General features: G+C 53.2%; 20 protein-coding genes. 16 read left to right on the top strand and 4 right to left on the bottom strand.

The annotated features are described in order from the left end of the window. Both nusA and rimP read right to left on the bottom strand, forming a co-directional pair. On the bottom strand, positions 1–1,509 hold the full coding sequence (gene nusA, locus BG910_RS01670) for a transcription termination factor NusA (protein ID WP_089035341.1): 1,509 nt from the start codon (positions 1,507–1,509) through the stop codon (positions 1–3). A gap of 39 nt (positions 1,510–1,548) precedes the next feature. Then, positions 1,549–1,980: a ribosome maturation factor RimP gene (gene rimP / locus BG910_RS01665; RefSeq protein ID WP_089037084.1), complete on the bottom strand. Its 432-nt coding sequence runs from the start codon at positions 1,978–1,980 to the stop codon at positions 1,549–1,551. A gap of 390 nt (positions 1,981–2,370) precedes the next feature. Here rimP and serC point away from each other — a divergent pair, with 390 nt between their 5' ends. Together serC and BG910_RS01655 are read left to right on the top strand one after the other, a co-directional pair. Further along, complete coding sequence (serC, locus tag BG910_RS01660; RefSeq protein WP_089035340.1) at positions 2,371–3,474, top strand: phosphoserine transaminase; 1,104 nt, start codon at positions 2,371–2,373, stop codon at positions 3,472–3,474. 283 nt (positions 3,475–3,757) lie between these two features. Next, the gene (locus tag BG910_RS01655; RefSeq protein ID WP_089037083.1) at positions 3,758–4,294 is read left to right on the top strand and encodes an RDD family protein; all 537 of its coding nucleotides are present in this window, start codon (positions 3,758–3,760) and stop codon (positions 4,292–4,294) included. A gap of 156 nt (positions 4,295–4,450) precedes the next feature. Here the strand turns inward: BG910_RS01655 and BG910_RS01650 are convergent, their stop codons facing one another. Further along, positions 4,451–4,870 carry a hypothetical protein gene (locus tag BG910_RS01650; protein WP_089035339.1) on the bottom strand — a complete coding sequence of 140 codons (420 nt, stop codon included), beginning with the start codon at positions 4,868–4,870 and terminating at the stop codon, positions 4,451–4,453. A gap of 195 nt (positions 4,871–5,065) precedes the next feature. Then, positions 5,066–5,992: a pseudouridine synthase gene (locus BG910_RS01645; RefSeq protein ID WP_089035338.1), complete on the bottom strand. Its 927-nt coding sequence runs from the start codon at positions 5,990–5,992 to the stop codon at positions 5,066–5,068. Between the two features lie 258 nt (positions 5,993–6,250). On the opposite strand from BG910_RS01645, the gene hisS reads away from it, so the two are divergent. The 14 genes from hisS to BG910_RS01580 all read left to right on the top strand — a co-directional run bounded on the left by hisS (position 6,251) and on the right by BG910_RS01580 (position 16,064). Further along, positions 6,251–7,546, top strand: a complete 1,296-nt coding sequence (gene hisS / locus BG910_RS01640) for a histidine--tRNA ligase (protein WP_089035337.1) — start codon at positions 6,251–6,253, stop codon at positions 7,544–7,546. After that, the gene (locus tag BG910_RS01635) at positions 7,547–8,176 is read left to right on the top strand and encodes a YfgM family protein (RefSeq protein WP_089035336.1); all 630 of its coding nucleotides are present in this window, start codon (positions 7,547–7,549) and stop codon (positions 8,174–8,176) included. Between the two features lie 84 nt (positions 8,177–8,260). Further along, complete coding sequence (locus BG910_RS12070; protein WP_123806049.1) at positions 8,261–8,596, top strand: hypothetical protein; 336 nt, start codon at positions 8,261–8,263, stop codon at positions 8,594–8,596. 62 nt (positions 8,597–8,658) lie between these two features. Beyond that, positions 8,659–8,823, top strand: coding sequence for a hypothetical protein (locus tag BG910_RS01630; RefSeq protein WP_157694004.1), 165 nt, complete (start codon positions 8,659–8,661; stop codon positions 8,821–8,823). 224 nt (positions 8,824–9,047) lie between these two features. After that, complete coding sequence (gene der / locus BG910_RS01625; protein ID WP_089037082.1) at positions 9,048–10,505, top strand: ribosome biogenesis GTPase Der; 1,458 nt, start codon at positions 9,048–9,050, stop codon at positions 10,503–10,505. 298 nt (positions 10,506–10,803) lie between these two features. Beyond that, positions 10,804–11,097 (top strand): RNA chaperone Hfq, encoded by a 294-nt coding sequence (gene hfq, locus BG910_RS01620; protein WP_089035334.1) that lies wholly within the window; start codon positions 10,804–10,806, stop codon positions 11,095–11,097. A gap of 140 nt (positions 11,098–11,237) precedes the next feature. Next, entirely contained in the window at positions 11,238–11,804 is a 567-nt protein-coding gene (locus BG910_RS01615) for a tRNA (mnm(5)s(2)U34)-methyltransferase (RefSeq protein WP_089035333.1), read from the top strand. Between the two features lie 70 nt (positions 11,805–11,874). After that, the gene (locus tag BG910_RS01610) at positions 11,875–12,246 is read left to right on the top strand and encodes a SirB2 family protein (protein WP_089035332.1); all 372 of its coding nucleotides are present in this window, start codon (positions 11,875–11,877) and stop codon (positions 12,244–12,246) included. 13 nt (positions 12,247–12,259) lie between these two features. Beyond that, positions 12,260–12,775, top strand: a complete 516-nt coding sequence (folK, locus tag BG910_RS01605; RefSeq protein WP_089035331.1) for a 2-amino-4-hydroxy-6-hydroxymethyldihydropteridine diphosphokinase — start codon at positions 12,260–12,262, stop codon at positions 12,773–12,775. Between the two features lie 185 nt (positions 12,776–12,960). After that, a complete protein-coding gene (locus BG910_RS01600; protein ID WP_089035330.1) occupies positions 12,961–13,593 on the top strand; it encodes a deoxynucleoside kinase in 633 nt (210 codons plus the stop codon). Between the two features lie 68 nt (positions 13,594–13,661). Continuing rightward, positions 13,662–14,099 carry a peroxiredoxin gene (locus BG910_RS01595; protein ID WP_089035329.1) on the top strand — a complete coding sequence of 146 codons (438 nt, stop codon included), beginning with the start codon at positions 13,662–13,664 and terminating at the stop codon, positions 14,097–14,099. A gap of 105 nt (positions 14,100–14,204) precedes the next feature. Further along, complete coding sequence (gene xerD, locus BG910_RS01590; RefSeq protein WP_089035328.1) at positions 14,205–15,077, top strand: site-specific tyrosine recombinase XerD; 873 nt, start codon at positions 14,205–14,207, stop codon at positions 15,075–15,077. Positions 15,078–15,178: 101 nt separating this feature from the next. Continuing rightward, on the top strand, positions 15,179–15,607 hold the full coding sequence (locus BG910_RS01585) for a TOBE domain-containing protein (RefSeq protein WP_089037081.1): 429 nt from the start codon (positions 15,179–15,181) through the stop codon (positions 15,605–15,607). Between the two features lie 259 nt (positions 15,608–15,866). Continuing rightward, on the top strand, positions 15,867–16,064 hold the full coding sequence (locus BG910_RS01580) for a (2Fe-2S)-binding protein (RefSeq protein WP_089035327.1): 198 nt from the start codon (positions 15,867–15,869) through the stop codon (positions 16,062–16,064). The last annotated feature ends 358 nt before the right edge of the window (positions 16,065–16,422 follow it).

Here is a 16,422-nt window from a genome sequence, read left to right as displayed (position 1 = left end):
TCAGTTGCTTTCTTCAGTAAACCAGTGCGCACGCGCCGCCAGAATCACTTTCTTAGCCGCTTCTTCGGTCACACCGGTAATTTCAATCAGTTCGTCCACAGACAGTTCCGCCAAATCGTCGCGGGTCGTGATGCCTGCCTGCGCCAAATCGCGCAGCATTTCCGAATCCACGCCTTCCAGATTGCGCATGTCGTCTGAAACGTCCTCCAGTTTTTCTTCGGACGCAATCGCCAGCGTCAACACTGCATCGCGGGCGCGGTTGCGCAGGGCTTCCACGATTTCCTCGTCGAAGCCTTCGATTTCCAGCAACTCGGAAGCGGGCACATACGCCACTTCTTCCAAAGTCGCAAAACCTTCCTGCACCAAAATATCTGCGGTTTCTTCGTCAATGTTCAGGTGTTGGACAAACAGATTGCGGATGGCGGCGTCTTCGGCGGCGTTGCGCTCGTCGGCTTCTTCCACAGTCATAATGTTCAACTGCCAGCCGGTCAGATCGGAAGCGAGGCGCACGTTTTGACCGCCGCGGCCGATGGCCAGGGCAAGCTGGTCTTCCGCCACAATCACGTCAACGGAATGTTTGTCTTCGTCAATCAGAATGCGGCTGACTTCGGCGGGCGACAGCGCGTTGATCACAAACTGCGCGGTTTCGGGCGACCACAGCACCACGTCGATGCGCTCGCCGGAGAGCTCGTTGCTCACTGCGTTCACACGCGAACCGCGCACGCCGATGCAGGTGCCCTGCGGGTCGATGCGCTGGTCGTTGGCTTTCACCGCCACTTTGGCGCGATGACCCGGATCTCGGGCGACATCGCGGATTTCCAGCAGGCCGTCTGCAATTTCGGGCACTTCCATTTCATACAGTTTGGCCAGAAATTCGCCGGCGGTACGGCTCAAAACAACCTGCTTGCGGCCGGTGTTGCCGAGTTCGTCCACACGCAGAAACAGTGCGCGAACGCGGTCGCCCGTGCGGAAATTTTCGCGCGGAATCATTTGGTCGCGCGGCAGCAGCGCATCCAAACGGCCGAGCTCGACAATCACGCCGTGGCGTTCGGAACGCTTGACCGTACCCATGACAACACTTTCGCCGACTTGGTTTTGCGTCATAAATTCGCCCAAAATCTGCTCGCGCTCGGCATCGCGGATGCGTTGCAGAATAATCTGTTTGGCCGTTTGCGCGGCTTGGCGGCCGAAACCTTCGTTTTCAAGCTGTTCTTCGTAATATTCGCCGATTTGGATGTCGGTACCCGGAATTTCTTCCTGGATTTCTTCGATGGTTTTTTCCACATCGGGGTAGGTGTAATCTTCGTCGGCAACAATCAGCCAACGGCGGAAGGTACGGTATCCGCCGGTTTCGCGGTCGATTTCCACGCGCACATCCATGTGCTCTCGGCTGGCTTTTTTACGGGCGGCGATAGACAGCGCTTCTTCCAAAGCATCAAATACCACGCCTGCCTCTACGTTTTTCTCACTGGCCAGCGCTTCGGCCAACTGCAACATTTCGCGACTCATTTTTTAGAATCTCCAAGTTTTTATTCAAATAACGAAAAATTAAAATTTAAATTCAGGGCGCAGGCGGGCTTTGTCGATATTGGCGATTTCGATTTCAGCCGTTTTGCCGTCGAAAGAAAGGGTTACGGTATCGTTTTCACAGCGCTCGATGCGTCCGATGAAGTTTTTCTGGCCGTCGATGGGCAGACGGGTCTTGATTTTGGCCTGCTGTCCTGCAAAGCGCACAAAATCCGCCGCTTTTTTCAGCGGGCGGTCGAGGCCGGGGCTGGAAATTTCGAGGCGTTTGTAGTCGATGTCTTCCACCATAAACACGCGGCTCAAGTGGTTGCTGACGGTCGCGCAGTCTTCTACGGTGATGCCGCCTTCTTTGTCGATAAAAACACGCAAATCGCCTTGCGCGGTCAGCTCGAAATCCACCAGCTCGTAGCCCAAGCCCGGCAGGGTTTTATCAAGAATATTCTGAATATCCATGCTGCTCCAAAGTGCAAAAACAAAAAAATGGCTCGCGGCCATTTTTCGGGAAAACTGAAAAATTTGCTTATTATAACCCGTTTTGCGGCAAAAAGAAAAGCCGTTGTTTCGACGGAAGTTTTTTCAGACGGCCTGACGCGGCGCAAACAGCGGAAAGGCCGTCTGAAAAATCGCAACAATCATTGAAACAGCCGAAAAATTGTCAACAAATTTCCAAACGCCTAAATGCTGTCTGAAAAAATAATTCTTTTAAAATCAAAAAATTAACTGATAAAACAGCTTTTCAGACGGCATATCAATCTCTCTGTTTCCCCCGCTTTGCCCTTGCATTAAGCAAGGGCGGCCTCTAAAATCAAAGCCTCTTTTTTATCCCCGACCAAAGGCCGTTTCATGTCCGCCCCGATTTACAATTTTTCCGCCGGCCCTGCCGTTTTGCCCGAAGCCGTTTTGCGCACGGCGCAGCAGGAAATGCTCGATTACAAGGGTACGGGTTTTCCCGTGATGGCGATGAGCCACCGTTCCGACACGTTTTTGAGTATTCTGCATCACGCCGAACAGGATTTGCGCACGCTTCTGAACATTCCGAACCATTACAAAATCCTGTTTCTGCAAGGCGGCGCAACTACCCAATTCAATATGGTGGCGATGAATCTGGCGCACGGCTTTAAAACCGCCGATGCGGTGGTAACGGGCAACTGGAGCCGAATTGCCGCCGAACAGATGCAGCGCCTGACCGACGCGCAAATCCGCATCGCGGCACTTGCCGGTGAAGGGTCTGACCATCAAAGCCTGCCGGCGGTGGCGGATTGGGATATCGCCGAAGATTCCGCGTTTGTTCATTTCGCGATCAACGAAACGGTCAACGGCCTGCAATATAAAGAAGTGCCCAAACTTTCAGACGGCCTGCCGCCGCTGGTTTGCGATATGTCGAGCGAAATTCTGTCGCGCGAATTTGATGTGAACGATTACGGCCTGATTTACGCGGGGGCGCAGAAAAACATCGGCCCCGCCGGGGCGACCGTGGTCATCATCCGCGAAGATTTGCTGGAACGCTGCCCCGACGACATTCCCGACGTGTTCAGCTACCGCGCCCACGTCAACCGCAACGGCATGCACAACACCCCTGCCACCTATCCGATTTATATGGCGGGTTTGGTGTTCCGCTGGCTGCTCGCGCAGGGCGGCGTGAAGCAGATTGAGGCGGTCAACAAACTCAAAGCCGCAACGCTTTACGATGCCATTGACGGCAGCGGCGGTTTCTACCGAAACAACATCCACCCCGATGCGCGCTCGAAAATGAATGTGGTTTTCCAAACCGGCGATGCGGAATTGGACAAAAAATTCGTATTGGAAGCCGGACTGCGCGGCCTGAAAGAGCTCAAAGGCTATAAAACCGTCGGCGGAATGCGCGCCAGCATCTACAACGCCATGCCGCTCGCGGGCGTGGAAGCGCTGGCGGAATTTATGCGCGATTTCCAACGGCGTTACGGATAAGTCCGGGCAATACCCTGTATGGAGAAATTGTCCGAATGCCGTCTGAAAATGGCGGTGGTTCGGGCGGCTGATTTTCATTCCGACAGGGTTTCGGGCCGTCTGAATGTGCATAGACGGCAATGTATGCCCGTAAACGGGTTCGGACGGCATTGTTCCGGTGTTTTGTGCGGCTGAACCGGCGGATTCCCGACTGTTTCCCCGTATCTTTCCGAGCAGACGGTTTGGCTTAATGTGCAGGCCGTCTGAAATATTGAAAATCTTTTACGCTTTATCTGCCGACGCTATGACCTTCCCCACCGTATCCCTCAAACGCCGCCTTGCCGCCATGCTTTACGAGCTGCTGCTTGTCGGCGCCGTCAGCGCGATTGCCGCTATTCTGTCAGGCATTGCCGCGATTTTCCTCAACCCTGTTTCTCCCCGGCTTTCCGCTTTCGTCACCTGCCTGCTGATGTTCGGTTTCTGGTGGTATTACTTCCGCACAAACTGGCTGCTCAAAGGCCAAACCCTGCCGATGCAGACCTGGAAAATCGGCCTGACCGACCAACGCGGCGTACGCCCGCCGCTGCACATCCTGCGCCTGCGCTTTATTTGGGCATGCGTGTTTATTGTGTTCATCCCCATGCTGGCCTACGCCGGCCTGCGCCATCTGCTCAACATCCCGCCGATGGGTGCATTCGGCGCCGCGCTGATTTGGCTGATTCTGCCGTGGGGCTTTGCGCTCTTCAACCCCGACCGCCAGTTTCTTTATGATTTTCTGGCCGGAACACGCTTGGTAGATCTGAAAGCGGGGCAGGGGGAAGACGGAGAAAAGGCCGTCTGATGCTTCGACTTCGCTCGCTCAGCAACCGATTGTTCGCGGCCGCCATTTCCCCTTTCCAACAGCTTCCCCAAACAACTTTCCTGCAAAATGCAAAAAGGCCGTCTGAAAAAATAAAAGATTTTCAGACGGCCTTTTTGCATTTTGTCGGAAACAAAATCAGCGGTGCGGACGCTTCCGGCCTTTGGCCTGCTGCATCGCCATCTGGTTCATTTCCTGACGGGTCGGGCGTTTTTTAAACATCGCATGCGCCTCGTCAACCGAGCATTTCTGCGACAGACAAATCAGCGTCACCGCATCCTTCTGCGCCTGTCCGCCGGTGTGGTACATGCGGCGCAGGTTGGCTTCATTGATGCGGCCTTTTTCCGGATCGATGTCGAATTTTTTCAGACGCTCGATAAACTGACGCTGCTGACGGCGCGAAGTCCAAACAAAACCGCCCGCGGCAGTGGCCATAATTACTACGGCAAGTAAAATGGCAAGCGGCCATGAGTCGGTGAACAACACCAGAATCAGGCTTAAAACGGCGGTGGCGAGGAGAAGCAGGCCGCCTAAACGGATTTTTGTTTTGGTATCCATAATGGTTGGGGTTCCTTTGGTTGAGGCCGTCTGAAATCCGCTTGCGGTGAAGCCGGATTTCAGACGGCCTTGAATCGGGTTTACGCTATTTTACAGGATTTTCGCCTGAGGCGTGAAGCAGGGGCAGACAGGCCGTCTGAAACCCGATTACGGAGCGTAGCTGAAATGTCAGACGGCCTGTCTGTTTTCCCAAATTCAAAGCTGCTGCAAACTCTCGAAACAGCGTGTTTCCCCACTGATCGGATCGGTAAATTCAATCTTTTTCGCCAATAATTTCAACGGTTTTTCATAATCTTCCGCGCCCGCTTCCGATACGGTCGGGTAGAGCGGGTCGTTGAGAATCGGGATACCGAGTTTCATCATGTGGATGCGGAGCTGGTGTTTTTTACCGGTGTGCGGAAACAGGCGGTAGCGGGCGGTTCCGCCATTGGTTTCAATGAGTTCGACTGTGGTGAAGGCATTGGCTTCGCCTTTGCTTTCTTGGCTGAGGAAGAATTTTTCGCCGCGCACCAGCCGTGATTGGATTTTGGCGGGAAGCTGCAAACCGGCGCGGTAGGGCGCGAGGGCTTCGTAGGTTTTGCAGACGGTCTCTTTGTTTTGAAACATCATTTGATAATCGCGCCGGCTTTCGGGGTTATGGGAAAACAGCATTACGCCGGCAGTGTCTTTGTCGAGGCGGTGGACGGGGGAAATGGCCTCCGTATCAAGATGTTGCAGCGCGGGATTGAGGCGCAGGCGGGTGAGCAGGGTTTCGCGCAGGAAGCGGCCGCTGGGGATGACGGGCAGAAAATGCGGTTTATCGACGACGATTAAGTGTTTGTCGATATGGAGGATTTTTTCGTCAAACGGAATGTGCGGTTCGCTGTCGCGGCTGGTTTCGCGGTAATACCAGACGGTTTCGCCGGCGGCAAACAGCGTGTGTTCGCTAAGCGGCGCGCCGTTTTGTCCGACGACAAACCCGCTGTTGAGCCGCGCGCGCCAGCCCGCTTCGCCGACAAAGGGAAAGCGGATACAGAGGAAATGCAGCAGCGGCAGGCCGTAAAACTGTTTGTCGTGCGGCAGAACGAGATAGCTGGGTTTGATGCCGTCTGAAACGGGCAGGGGGGCGGTGCGGTTTTTCATGGACGTATTGTAGCCGAGGCGGCGGGTTTTTCAGACGGCTTTTGCAGGCGGAAGCGGTTTTTTCGGTTTGAATTTTATGGGTAGCAAATACGGGTGTGGCAAATACTGTTTTATGGATGCGTTGCTCAGGCTGTCTGAAAAACCGGTGCGGCGTTTTCAGACGGCCTCTCTCCCCCCCCCTGATGTCGTCTGAAAACCACAAACGGCGAAAAATCGGCTATAATTCCCAGCTATTTGATTCGGGCGTTTTGATTAGAAATGGCACAGAAAATCCAATCCGTAAAAGGCATGAACGACCTTTTACCCGTCGAGCAGAAAGATTTCAAACTGACCGCCGCGTTTTGGCAGGCGTTTGAGGATGTGGTCGGCCGTTGGGCGAAAAGCTACGGCTACAGCCAAATCCGCACGCCGATTGTCGAACAGACGGGTTTGTTTGTGCGTTCCATCGGCGAGGAAACCGACGTGGTCGGCAAGGAAATGTACACGTTTTCCGATTCCAACGATTCTCTGAGCCTGAGCCTGCGCCCCGAAGGGACCGCTTCCTGCCTGCGCGCGGTGGTGGAGCATAATCTGCTTTACAACAGCCCGCAGAAATTGTGGTACATGGGGCCGATGTTCCGCCGCGAACGCCCGCAGAAAGGGCGTTACCGCCAGTTTCACCAAGTCGGCATCGAGGCGCTGGGCTTTGAAGGGCCGGACATCGACGCCGAAATCATCGCCATGTCGGCGGATTTGTGGGACAAACTCGGCATCCGCGGTTATCTGACTTTGGAAATCAACAGCTTGGGCAACCGCAAAGAGCGTGCGGCGCACCGCGCGGCTTTGGTGGATTACCTGACCCGTTATGAAGATAAATTGGACGACGACAGCAAACGCCGTCTGAAAACCAATCCGCTGCGCGTGTTGGACAGCAAAAATCCCGATTTGCAGGAAATCTGCAACGCTGCGCCGCGCTTGGTGGACTATCTCGGCGAAGAGTCGCAGGCGCATTACCGCTGCTTCAAAACCATGCTCGACGGTTTGGACATCAAATATGTCGAAAACCCACGGCTGGTGCGCGGTTTGGATTATTACAACCAGACTGTGTTTGAATGGACGACTGACAAACTCGGCGCGCAGGCGACGGTGTGCGGCGGCGGACGTTACGACGGCCTGATTGAGGAATTGGGCGGCAAACCGGCGGCGTCTATCGGTTTTGCGATGGGCATCGAGCGGCTCTTGCTGCTGGTACACGAATACGGCAGCCTCAAGGCCGACGCTGCGCCTGATGTTTACGTTATCCATCAGGGCGATGGTGCGGATTTGCAGGCGATGAAATACGCGCAGGCACTGCGTGCGGCGGGTTTTGATGTGATGCAGCATTCGGGTTGTCAGAGCCTGAAAGCGCAGATGAAAAAAGCCGATGCAAGCGGTGCGCGCTTTGCGCTGATTGTGGCGCAGAGCGAGTTGGAATCCGGCAGCGCCACGCTGAAAGACCTGCAAGGCATGCACGGACAGCAAACGGTGGCGGCAGCCGATTTAATCAATACTTTACAACAATGGAAGAGCGCATAAATGGCGGCACATATCGACGAACAGCAGGAACTCGACAATTTCAAATATTTCTGGAAAAAAACAGGGCGCTGGGTTTTTGTGCTGCTGGTTTTGGCGGCTTTGGGCTATCTGGGCTACACCATGTACCAGCGCCATTTGGTGACCAAAAATCAGGAAGCAGCCGAAGTGTTGGCGCAAATGGTTGAAAAGGTTCAGCAAAAACAGGATCCGAAATTGGCCAACGCCGACCTGCTCAAACTTCAGCAGGATTATCCCGAAACCGTCGCCGCCGCGCAGGCCACGCTGATGGCGGCTGCCTCCGAGTTTGACGCCGGCCGTCACGACGTGGCCGCAGGCCATCTGAACTGGGTGTTGAAAAACCAGCCGGCACCGCTGGTTCAGGCTTTGGCGGCGCAGCGTCTGGCGGTGGTCAAAATGCAGCAGAAAAAATACGATGAAGCGCTGACGGTTTTGGACACCAAAGTCGAAGCTGATTTCGAGCCGCTGCTGCTGGATACCAAAGGCGACGTTTACGCCGCGCAAAACAAAGCCAAAGAAGCCGTGCAAAGCTACGATCAGGCGCTGGCCAAAATGCCGCAGGAAGCTGCCGGCCGCGATTTGATCCAAATGAAACGCGATGCGCTGAAATAAGGCCGTCTGAAAAAAAAACGGTTTGCCTATTTAAACAGAAAACGCGCCGGATAAACGCCGTTTAAACCGCGTTTGCAAACAGGCTTGTCGGAATCCTCCGGCAAGCCCTTATCTGTTTTCAGACGGCCTGAAAAACGGGATGGAATTTTACCTGTGCCTGTGTTGTTGCTCCAAAATCATGAAGCCGTGCAGAATGAGACTGTTTGTTTTACGGTAACTGTATTGTCAGGTACTGATTTAACTGTTAGATACTATATTATGATTATGAAGAAAAAAGGACAGACGCTCCCCCTCTTTGCCACTTTTGGTATGCTGGCAGGCGTGGTGGTATCCCATACCCTGCAAACAGACCTTTCATATAGCATTTCACTCGGCTTGGTGGCCGGATTGCTGTTCGGCGTATTGATTGATTTATCGTGACCAGCATGCTTATTTCAGGCAGCTTGAATTTTCTCAACTTTTTTATTCATAAGGGAAAAAACATGAAAGCCCAATGCTCATGCGGAGCGGTATCGCTGAAAGTGGAACACGACAGCCATGCACATGGCCGTCAGTGCGGAATGTACCGCATACAGGGCGGCAGCGCATATTTTGCCGTGGACGCGATTGGTATGCCTCAACTCACAGGTAGCGGATACATCGCTTGATAACTCACACAATCCGTATAGGTTGAACTTCAGCCCGGTTAAAAATGTTAATGTACTTTAATATTGTCAAAGATGCCGGGTTGAGTGCCGATCTGCGAAAATGTAATAATGAGATCGGGTAAATTCTCAATTGATTAATTGATTGGAAAACAAAAGAAACAAACCGTTTTCAGACGGCGGGCATCCTTATAAAGGCAGTCCGAAAACCCATGAAAGTTCCCGAAATGAAACCAACCATAGCCTTGGTAGGCCGCCCGAATGTCGGCAAATCTACTTTGTTCAACCGTCTGACCCGCACCAAAGACGCACTGGTACACGACCTGCCAGGCCTGACCCGCGACCGCCATTACGGACACGGCAAAGTCGGCAGCAAGCCTTATCTGGTGGTGGATACGGGCGGTTTCGAGCCGGTGGTGGACAGCGGTATTCTGCATGAAATGGCCAAACAGACGCTGCAGGCGGTGGACGAAGCCGATGCGGTGGTGTTTCTGGTTGATGCCCGCACCGGCCTGACACCGCAGGACAAAATCATCGCCGACCGCCTGCGCCAAAGCCCGCGCCCCGTTTATCTTGCCGTTAATAAAGGCGAGGGCGGCAATCAGGCGGTTTTGGCGGCCGAGTTTTACGAGCTTTCGTTGGGCGAGCCGCACGTTATTTCCGGCGCGCACGGCGACGGCGTGTATTACCTGATTGAAGAAATTCTGGAAGAGTTCCCCGGGCCCGAAGAGGAGGGCGAAGCGCCGAAACACCCCGTTTTCGCCGTTATCGGCCGCCCGAACGTCGGCAAATCGACGCTGGTGAACGCCATTTTGGGCGAAGAACGCGTCATCGCCTTCGACATGGCGGGTACGACGCGCGACAGCATCCACATTGATTTCGAGCGCGACGGCAAGCCGTTTACCATCATCGACACAGCCGGCGTGCGCCGTCGCGGAAAAGTTGACGAGGCGGTGGAAAAGTTCTCTGTAATCAAAGCGATGCAGGCGGTAGAAGCCTCGAATGTGGCCGTTTTGGTGTTGGACGCACAGCAGGACATCGCCGACCAAGACGCGACGATTGCCGGCTTTGCGCTGGAAGCAGGCCGCGCGCTGGTGGTGGCGGTCAACAAATGGGACGGCATTTCCGACGAGCGCCGCGAGCAGGTCAAGCGCGACATTGCCCGCAAGCTGTATTTCCTTGATTTTGCGAAGTTCCACTACATTTCCGCGCTGAAAGAACGCGGCATAGACGGCCTGTTTGAAAGCATTCAGGCGGCCTACAATGCGGCCATGATTAAAATGCCGACGCCGAAAATCACCCGCGTTTTGCAAAGCGCCATCGAGCGCCAGCAGCCGCCGCGCGCAGGTCTGGTGCGCCCGAAAATGCGCTACGCCCATCAAGGCGGCATGAATCCGCCCGTGATTGTGGTGCACGGCAACGCGCTGGGCGCGATTTCCGACAGCTACACCCGCTATCTGACGCAAACTTTCCGCAAAGCCTTCAATCTTCAGGGAACACCGCTGCGCATCCAATACAATGTTTCGGAAAATCCGTATGAAAACGCCGATGAAAAACCGAAAAAGAAACCGCTGCGCCGCGTTACTTTGAGCAACCGCATCGAAAAACGCGAAAACCGCAAAGAAGAGAAAAACCGCTTCAAGAAAAAAGCCAAAGTCAGTGTGAAAAAGCAGCACAGCAAATAAGGCGTGATGATTGCGCGCGCTACGGTTTCAGACGGCATGATTCGGCGTTTGGCAAGACATTCAGGCCGTCTGAAAGAAGCCCGTTTAATGCGGTTTAACAGTCAAAAGTGAAAATATGCGCGTAATCAGTTTTTGAGAATGAAAACAGTCCGAAAGATGAAATTTTTAGACGGTCATTCACTGCAAGTTTGCACATTCTTACGGATAAATTGTTGGTAAAAAGTTGCATTCAAGGCTACAATCCGAAATCAGCACTTTAACAAGCCCTTTTATAAACATAATAACGGAGTTTAAGAATATGACAGCTAAAGGACAAATGTTACAAGATCCTTTTTTGAATGCGTTGCGTAAAGAGCACGTTCCGGTTTCGATTTACCTGGTCAACGGCATCAAGCTGCAAGGCCAGGTCGAATCATTCGACCAATACGTTGTTTTGCTGCGCAATACTTCTGTAACCCAAATGGTTTACAAACACGCCATTTCGACCATCGTGCCCGCACGCGCCGTCAGCCTGCAACACGAGCAAAAACCGCAGGCCGCACAAGCCGCCGCGCCGGTTCAGGTTGAAACCGCGCCGCAGGCAGCAGAATAACGCAGCTCATGCTTTAAAAATACCTTACCGGTTGTTTCCGGTAGGGTATTTTTGTTTTCAGACTGCCTTTCTCATTTTTGCAAAACCTCAGGCCGCCTGAAAATCCTGCCGCTTTCTCTAACCCATTGTTTTCAAACATCATGTATCTCGACAATATCCTTCCGTTTGCCCGCAAACTTTTATCATGCCGTCTGAGCGCAGGCTGCCGCGCGCTCGACGGTACGGCGGGAAACGGCCACGATACGCTGCTTTTGGCAGAATTGGTCGGCGCGTCAGGCAAAGTGTTGGCGTTTGACGTGCAGGAAGCCGCGCTGTTTCAGACGGCCTCGCGTCTGGCACAGGCGGGCGTGGCGGCGCGGGTTACGCTGATACACGACAGCCATGAAAAGCTGACGGATTATGTGGACGAACCGCTGGACGCAGCGGTATTTAATTTCGGCTGGCTGCCGGGCGGCGACAAAAGCTGCACGACCGAAGCGCAAAGCAGCGTCAACGCCCTCAACGCCGTGCTGCCGCTGCTCAAGCCAAACGGCCTTTTGCTGGCGGTGCTTTACCCCGGTCACGAAGTCGGGCGAAGGGAAGCGCAGGCCGTTGAAAATTGGGCGGAAAACCTGCCGCAGCAGGAATTTTCGGTCTTGAAATACGGTTTTACCAACCGCAGAAATGCGCCGCCGTATCTTCTGGCGGTCGAAAAATTAACGGCTTGAAACCGACATCAAAAATGAATGTTAAGGTAGAATAAGCGCTCTGTTTTTAACCTCTGTTGAGGCGTTTGAAATGCAATATCTGATTGTCAAACACAGCCATATGTTTTTTGTGGCAGTTACTATATTACTGTTTAATGTCCGCTTTTTCCTGCTGCGCGCCAACCCCGAAAAACCGCTGGCGGGTGTTTGGAAAGCGCTGCCGCATCTTAACGACACCATGCTGCTGTTTACCGCGATGTGGCTGCTGAAGCTGACTCATCTTTCCATTTTCACCGTACACTGGCTGGGTTTGAAAGTCTTGCTGGTGTTGGTTTACATCGGTTTGGGCATGATGATGATGCGCGCCCGCCCGCGTTCGGGCAAATTTTACGCCGCTTACGCGCTGGCAATGCTTTGCGTGGCGACCATCGTTTACCTTGCGCGTTTCAAACCGTTTTTCTGAGGCTGTCTGAAAAATGTCTGAACGAAAACAGGCTGTTATCGCGCTAGGTGCCAATCTCGACAAGCCCGCCGCGCAAATCCGTACCGCGCTGGAAGCCCTTGCTGTGCATCCGCAAATCCGCATCCTCAAAACCTCGTCGCTCTACCGAACCGCGCCCGTCGGCTACGACGACCAGCCTGATTTTGTCAACGCAGTCTGTTTGGCCGAAACCGGCTTGGACGGTGTGTCGCTGTTGTCCGTTTTAAACCGCATCGAAGCCGATTTCGGCCGCGAACGCAGTTTCCGCAACGCCCCGCGCACGCTGGATTTGGACATTGTCGATTTCAACGGCGAAACCAGCGCCGACCCGCACCTGACCCTGCCGCACCCGCGCGCGCACGAGCGCGGTTTTGTGATGGTGCCGCTGGCGGAAATCCTGCCTGATTTTGTGTTGGGCAAACACGGCAAAGCCGCAGATTTGGCGGCGGCGCTGGGGGATGAGGGCATTGTGCTGTTGGACGGGGGCGGAGATGGCAAACAGGCCGTCTGAATATTTCAGACGGCCTGTTGTTTTATGGCAAAGGCGTGATTAAATTTAAGCGGGAATATGATTTTGAAATAATCTATTGGTATAAAATGACGCATTCAGAGCCGAATGCGCCGGTCGGGCGGTTCGGGTGTGTTAGAATTGCAGAAATTACGACATTTCTCAGAACATAACCAAACAGGAATCCCATGAATTACCGTTATATCGTTGTCGAGGGCGCAATCGGCAGCGGCAAATCCGAATTGAGCCGCCGTTTGGCCAAACATTTCAGTGCGCTGCATCTGACTGAAAATCCTGATAAAAATCCGTTTTTGGCGCAGTTTTACGCCAATGCCAGCAATCACGGTTTGGCGACCGAGCTGTATTTTCTGATGCGTCGCGCCGAAAGCGTGGAAACCATCAACAGCGAAGACGATTTGGGCGGCATCATCGTGGCCGATTTCCTGCTGGAAAAAGACCAGATTTTCGTGCCCGTGGTGTTGAACGACCAAGAACAGACGCTGTTTTGGGAAATCAAGCGCAAGACTCTGCCGCAATATCCCGTGCCCGATTTGGTGGTTTACTTGCAAACTGCCGCCGACAACAACCGCAAGCGCCTGCAAAAGCGCGGTGACGGCGTGGTCAATCTGTTTCCGCAGGGGTATCTGGGGCAGATTCACGACGAATACAGCCGTTTTTTCCATCTCTATCAAAACGCGCCGCTGCTGATTGTGAATGCCGACGAGCTGGATTTGAACGGCAACGAAGAGCATTTCCGCCTGCTGCTCAACGCGATGACTGAATTGCAGGGAAGTCGTAACTACTTGAATTTAAGCGAATAGGCTGAGACTTTTGCAAAAATAATAAACATCCGCTTGAATGCCGTCTGAAAAAATCTAAAGGAGCTGTCATGCCGAAATACAAATTCACTCTGCCTTCCAGCAGTGGCACAGATTTTCATTCCGCCGAACACCTGCCGCTGGTGGTTTATTTCTACCCGAAAGACAGCACGCCCGGTTGCACCACCGAGGGCTTGGATTTTAACGCGCGCTTGGCGCAATTCGCCGGTTTGGGTTACACCGTGGTCGGCATTTCCCGTGACGGTGTGAAATCGCATCAGAATTTCTGTGCCAAACAAGGCTTTCAGTTTGAATTGTTGAGCGACAAAGATGAAACCGTGTGCAAATTATTTGACGTCATCAAGCTGAAAAAACTGTACGGCAAAGAATCTCTGGGCGTCGAGCGCAGCACCTTTGTTTTGGACAAAAACGGCGAAATCATTCACGAATGGCGTAAGGTCAAAGTCGCCGGCCACGCGCAGGAGGTTTTGGAAACTTTGGGAAAATGACGGAACAGGCCGTCTGATGCTTCGATTTCGTTCAGCACAGGTGCTTCGGCTTCGCTCAGCAACCTCTGAGGCCGTAGTTGGAAAATTCGGACGGCTTCAATCAAAATGAACGATTTAATCGAAAGGCTGCTCGAACATTTATGGCTGAGCCAGCGTTTGAGCCAAAACACCCTGCAAAGCTACCGCCGCGATTTGGAAAAAGTTGCGGCGCGTTTGCATGAAAAATGCCTGGATTGGCTGAACGTGCAAAGCGTCGATCTGGCTGATGCCGTGTATGTGCCGTCTGAAAAAAACAGCTCGCAGGCGCGCGCGCTGTCGGCCTGCAAGCGTCTTTACGGTTGGCTGGAAGAAACCGGGCAGCGGGTGGAAAATCCGACCCGTTTTCTGACCGCGCCGAAAAAAGCGCAAACGCTGCCCAAGCTGATTACCGAGCAGCAAATCGACGCGCTGCTCGCCGCGCCTAATACCGAAACGCCGCACGGCCTGCGGGATAAAGCGCTGTTGGAACTGATTTATGCCACAGGTTTGCGCGTGACCGAAGCTGTGAAGTTGAAACTGACCGAAATCGACCTGCAAAAAGGGCTGATCCGGACGGTCGGTAAGGGCAATAAGCAGCGGCTGGTGCCGATGGGCGAAGAGGCGGCCTATTGGGTGATGCGTTATTGCGCCGAAGCGCGCGGTGCGCTACTGAAAAACCGCCAATGCGACGAGATGTTCGTCAGCCAAAAACGCGTCGGCATCAGCCGTCAGCTCGCCTGGCTGATTGTGAAAGAATACGCCGCCGCCGCCGGCATCCGCGACCTCAGCCCGCACGGGCTGCGCCACGCGTTTGCCACCCATTTGGTCAACCACGGCGCCGATTTGCGCGTGGTGCAAACCCTGCTCGGTCACGCCGACATCAGCACCACCCAGATTTACACCCACGTCGCCAACCAGCGTTTGAAAAGCGTGGTTGCGCAACATCATCCGCGCAGTTGAGTTTCAGACGGCCTTTAAACGGCATTTATGATTTTTTCAAAGTCTCAGGCCGTCTGAAAGAAATAAACCGCCAACCCAACCCGATTTTAAGGAACAAACCCATGAAAACCAGCGCCAGAAACCAGTTTGCCGGCACCATTAAAAGCATCAAACGCGGCGATGTCGGCTGTATCGTCGTATTGGCTTTGGCGGGCGGTTTGGAAATTACCGCTTCGATTACCCGCGAAAGCTGCGATGAATTGGGTTTGGAAGTCGGGCAGACGGCGGTTGCGCTGATTAAATCCACCGGCGTGATTATCGCCACCGATTTGGAACATATCCGCCTTTCCGCCTGCAACCAACTGGCGGGTTTGGTGTCGCACGTCGAACGCGGAGCGGTTAATTCCGTGGTTACGCTGGATCTGGAAAACGGCATACAGATTACCGCGGGCGTGACCATGCAGAGTACGGAGGCGCTGGATTTGCGTCCCGGTCAGCGGGCGACGGCAGTGTTTAAAGCCGGAAGCGTGATTTTGGGCGTTTTGGCCTGACATTCTCAGAGCGCCTGTTGCGTAAATCAGGCCGTCTGAAAAAGGTTGCATTGCAACCGTTTCAGACGGCCTTTTGTTTTTAAACAGCATTTTTATTTTTAAAATCAAAAATTTAATTAAAATCAATCGAATTATTAAAATTCATAGCGATTTTAAAATAATCCCTGAGTTTTCTACTCTTGCAATGCAAACCGTTTTTATTTATATTTGTGTTTAATAATAAAACTAACTCTCATTGGAAAGAACACAGGAGCACATCATGTTTGTCTGTATCTGTAATGCCGTTACCGACCGCGAAATCAAAGAAACCGTTGCCGCAGGCGCGATGACGATAGGTGATTTGCAGGCGCAGCTGGGCGTGGCAACCTGCTGTGGCTGTTGCAGCGAGCTGGCGGCTTCGTTTCTGACGGCAAGTACGGTGCAGAGCGTAAGTACGGGAATTAATGTCCAGTCGTAATCAATTCAAAAAGGCCGTCTGAAAATTTGGCATTGCCGGATTTTCAGACGGCCTTTCGCGTGGGCAGCGTATATAGTGAAATAAAATAAGAAAGATACAAGGCCGCAAGGTGTAGACAGTACAGGTACGGGACAGATGAGCTTGGCGCTTCAGCGCCTTAGTGAATCGTCCTCTTTGGGCTCAGCCGCAGCCAACGAAGTAGATTTTTTATTTTAATTCGCTATAAAAGGGCGGTTTATGCCCCGTTTGCGTGAAAAACCAGTTGAAGATAACGGTTTTTTTGACTATTCTCTTGCGCAAGCTGCGTATTTTTAACCGTTTTTGGCTTTTGCCGTTCGGTCGGGCAGTCAGACCAACC

This window comes from Neisseria chenwenguii (assembly GCF_002216145.1).
GTDB classification, from domain to species: Bacteria; Pseudomonadota; Gammaproteobacteria; order Burkholderiales; family Neisseriaceae; genus Neisseria; species Neisseria chenwenguii.
This window is presented reverse-complemented; position numbering and strand designations above follow the sequence as displayed.

Bases quoted from the DNA above. Each gene is read 5' to 3' on its own strand.
- BG910_RS01580 (WP_089035327.1), top strand. From the start codon at position 15,867: ATGTTTGTCTGTATCTGTAATGCCGTTACCGACCGCGAAATCAAAGAA.
- xerD (WP_089035328.1), top strand. From the start codon at position 14,205: ATGAACGATTTAATCGAAAGGCTGCTCGAACATTTATGGCTGAGCCAG.
- BG910_RS01655 (WP_089037083.1), top strand. From the start codon at position 3,758: ATGACCTTCCCCACCGTATCCCTCAAACGCCGCCTTGCCGCCATGCTT.
- BG910_RS01635 (WP_089035336.1), top strand. From the start codon at position 7,547: ATGGCGGCACATATCGACGAACAGCAGGAACTCGACAATTTCAAATAT.
- BG910_RS01585 (WP_089037081.1), top strand. From the start codon at position 15,179: ATGAAAACCAGCGCCAGAAACCAGTTTGCCGGCACCATTAAAAGCATC.
- hisS (WP_089035337.1), top strand. From the start codon at position 6,251: ATGGCACAGAAAATCCAATCCGTAAAAGGCATGAACGACCTTTTACCC.
- BG910_RS01630 (WP_157694004.1), top strand. From the start codon at position 8,659: ATGAAAGCCCAATGCTCATGCGGAGCGGTATCGCTGAAAGTGGAACAC.
- rimP (WP_089037084.1), bottom strand. From the start codon at position 1,980: ATGGATATTCAGAATATTCTTGATAAAACCCTGCCGGGCTTGGGCTAC.
- der (WP_089037082.1), top strand. From the start codon at position 9,048: ATGAAACCAACCATAGCCTTGGTAGGCCGCCCGAATGTCGGCAAATCT.
- folK (WP_089035331.1), top strand. From the start codon at position 12,260: ATGTCTGAACGAAAACAGGCTGTTATCGCGCTAGGTGCCAATCTCGAC.
- BG910_RS01600 (WP_089035330.1), top strand. From the start codon at position 12,961: ATGAATTACCGTTATATCGTTGTCGAGGGCGCAATCGGCAGCGGCAAA.
- hfq (WP_089035334.1), top strand. From the start codon at position 10,804: ATGACAGCTAAAGGACAAATGTTACAAGATCCTTTTTTGAATGCGTTG.
- BG910_RS01610 (WP_089035332.1), top strand. From the start codon at position 11,875: ATGCAATATCTGATTGTCAAACACAGCCATATGTTTTTTGTGGCAGTT.
- BG910_RS01645 (WP_089035338.1), bottom strand. From the start codon at position 5,992: ATGAAAAACCGCACCGCCCCCCTGCCCGTTTCAGACGGCATCAAACCC.
- BG910_RS01650 (WP_089035339.1), bottom strand. From the start codon at position 4,870: ATGGATACCAAAACAAAAATCCGTTTAGGCGGCCTGCTTCTCCTCGCC.
- BG910_RS01595 (WP_089035329.1), top strand. From the start codon at position 13,662: ATGCCGAAATACAAATTCACTCTGCCTTCCAGCAGTGGCACAGATTTT.
- BG910_RS01615 (WP_089035333.1), top strand. From the start codon at position 11,238: ATGTATCTCGACAATATCCTTCCGTTTGCCCGCAAACTTTTATCATGC.
- serC (WP_089035340.1), top strand. From the start codon at position 2,371: ATGTCCGCCCCGATTTACAATTTTTCCGCCGGCCCTGCCGTTTTGCCC.
- nusA (WP_089035341.1), bottom strand. From the start codon at position 1,509: ATGAGTCGCGAAATGTTGCAGTTGGCCGAAGCGCTGGCCAGTGAGAAA.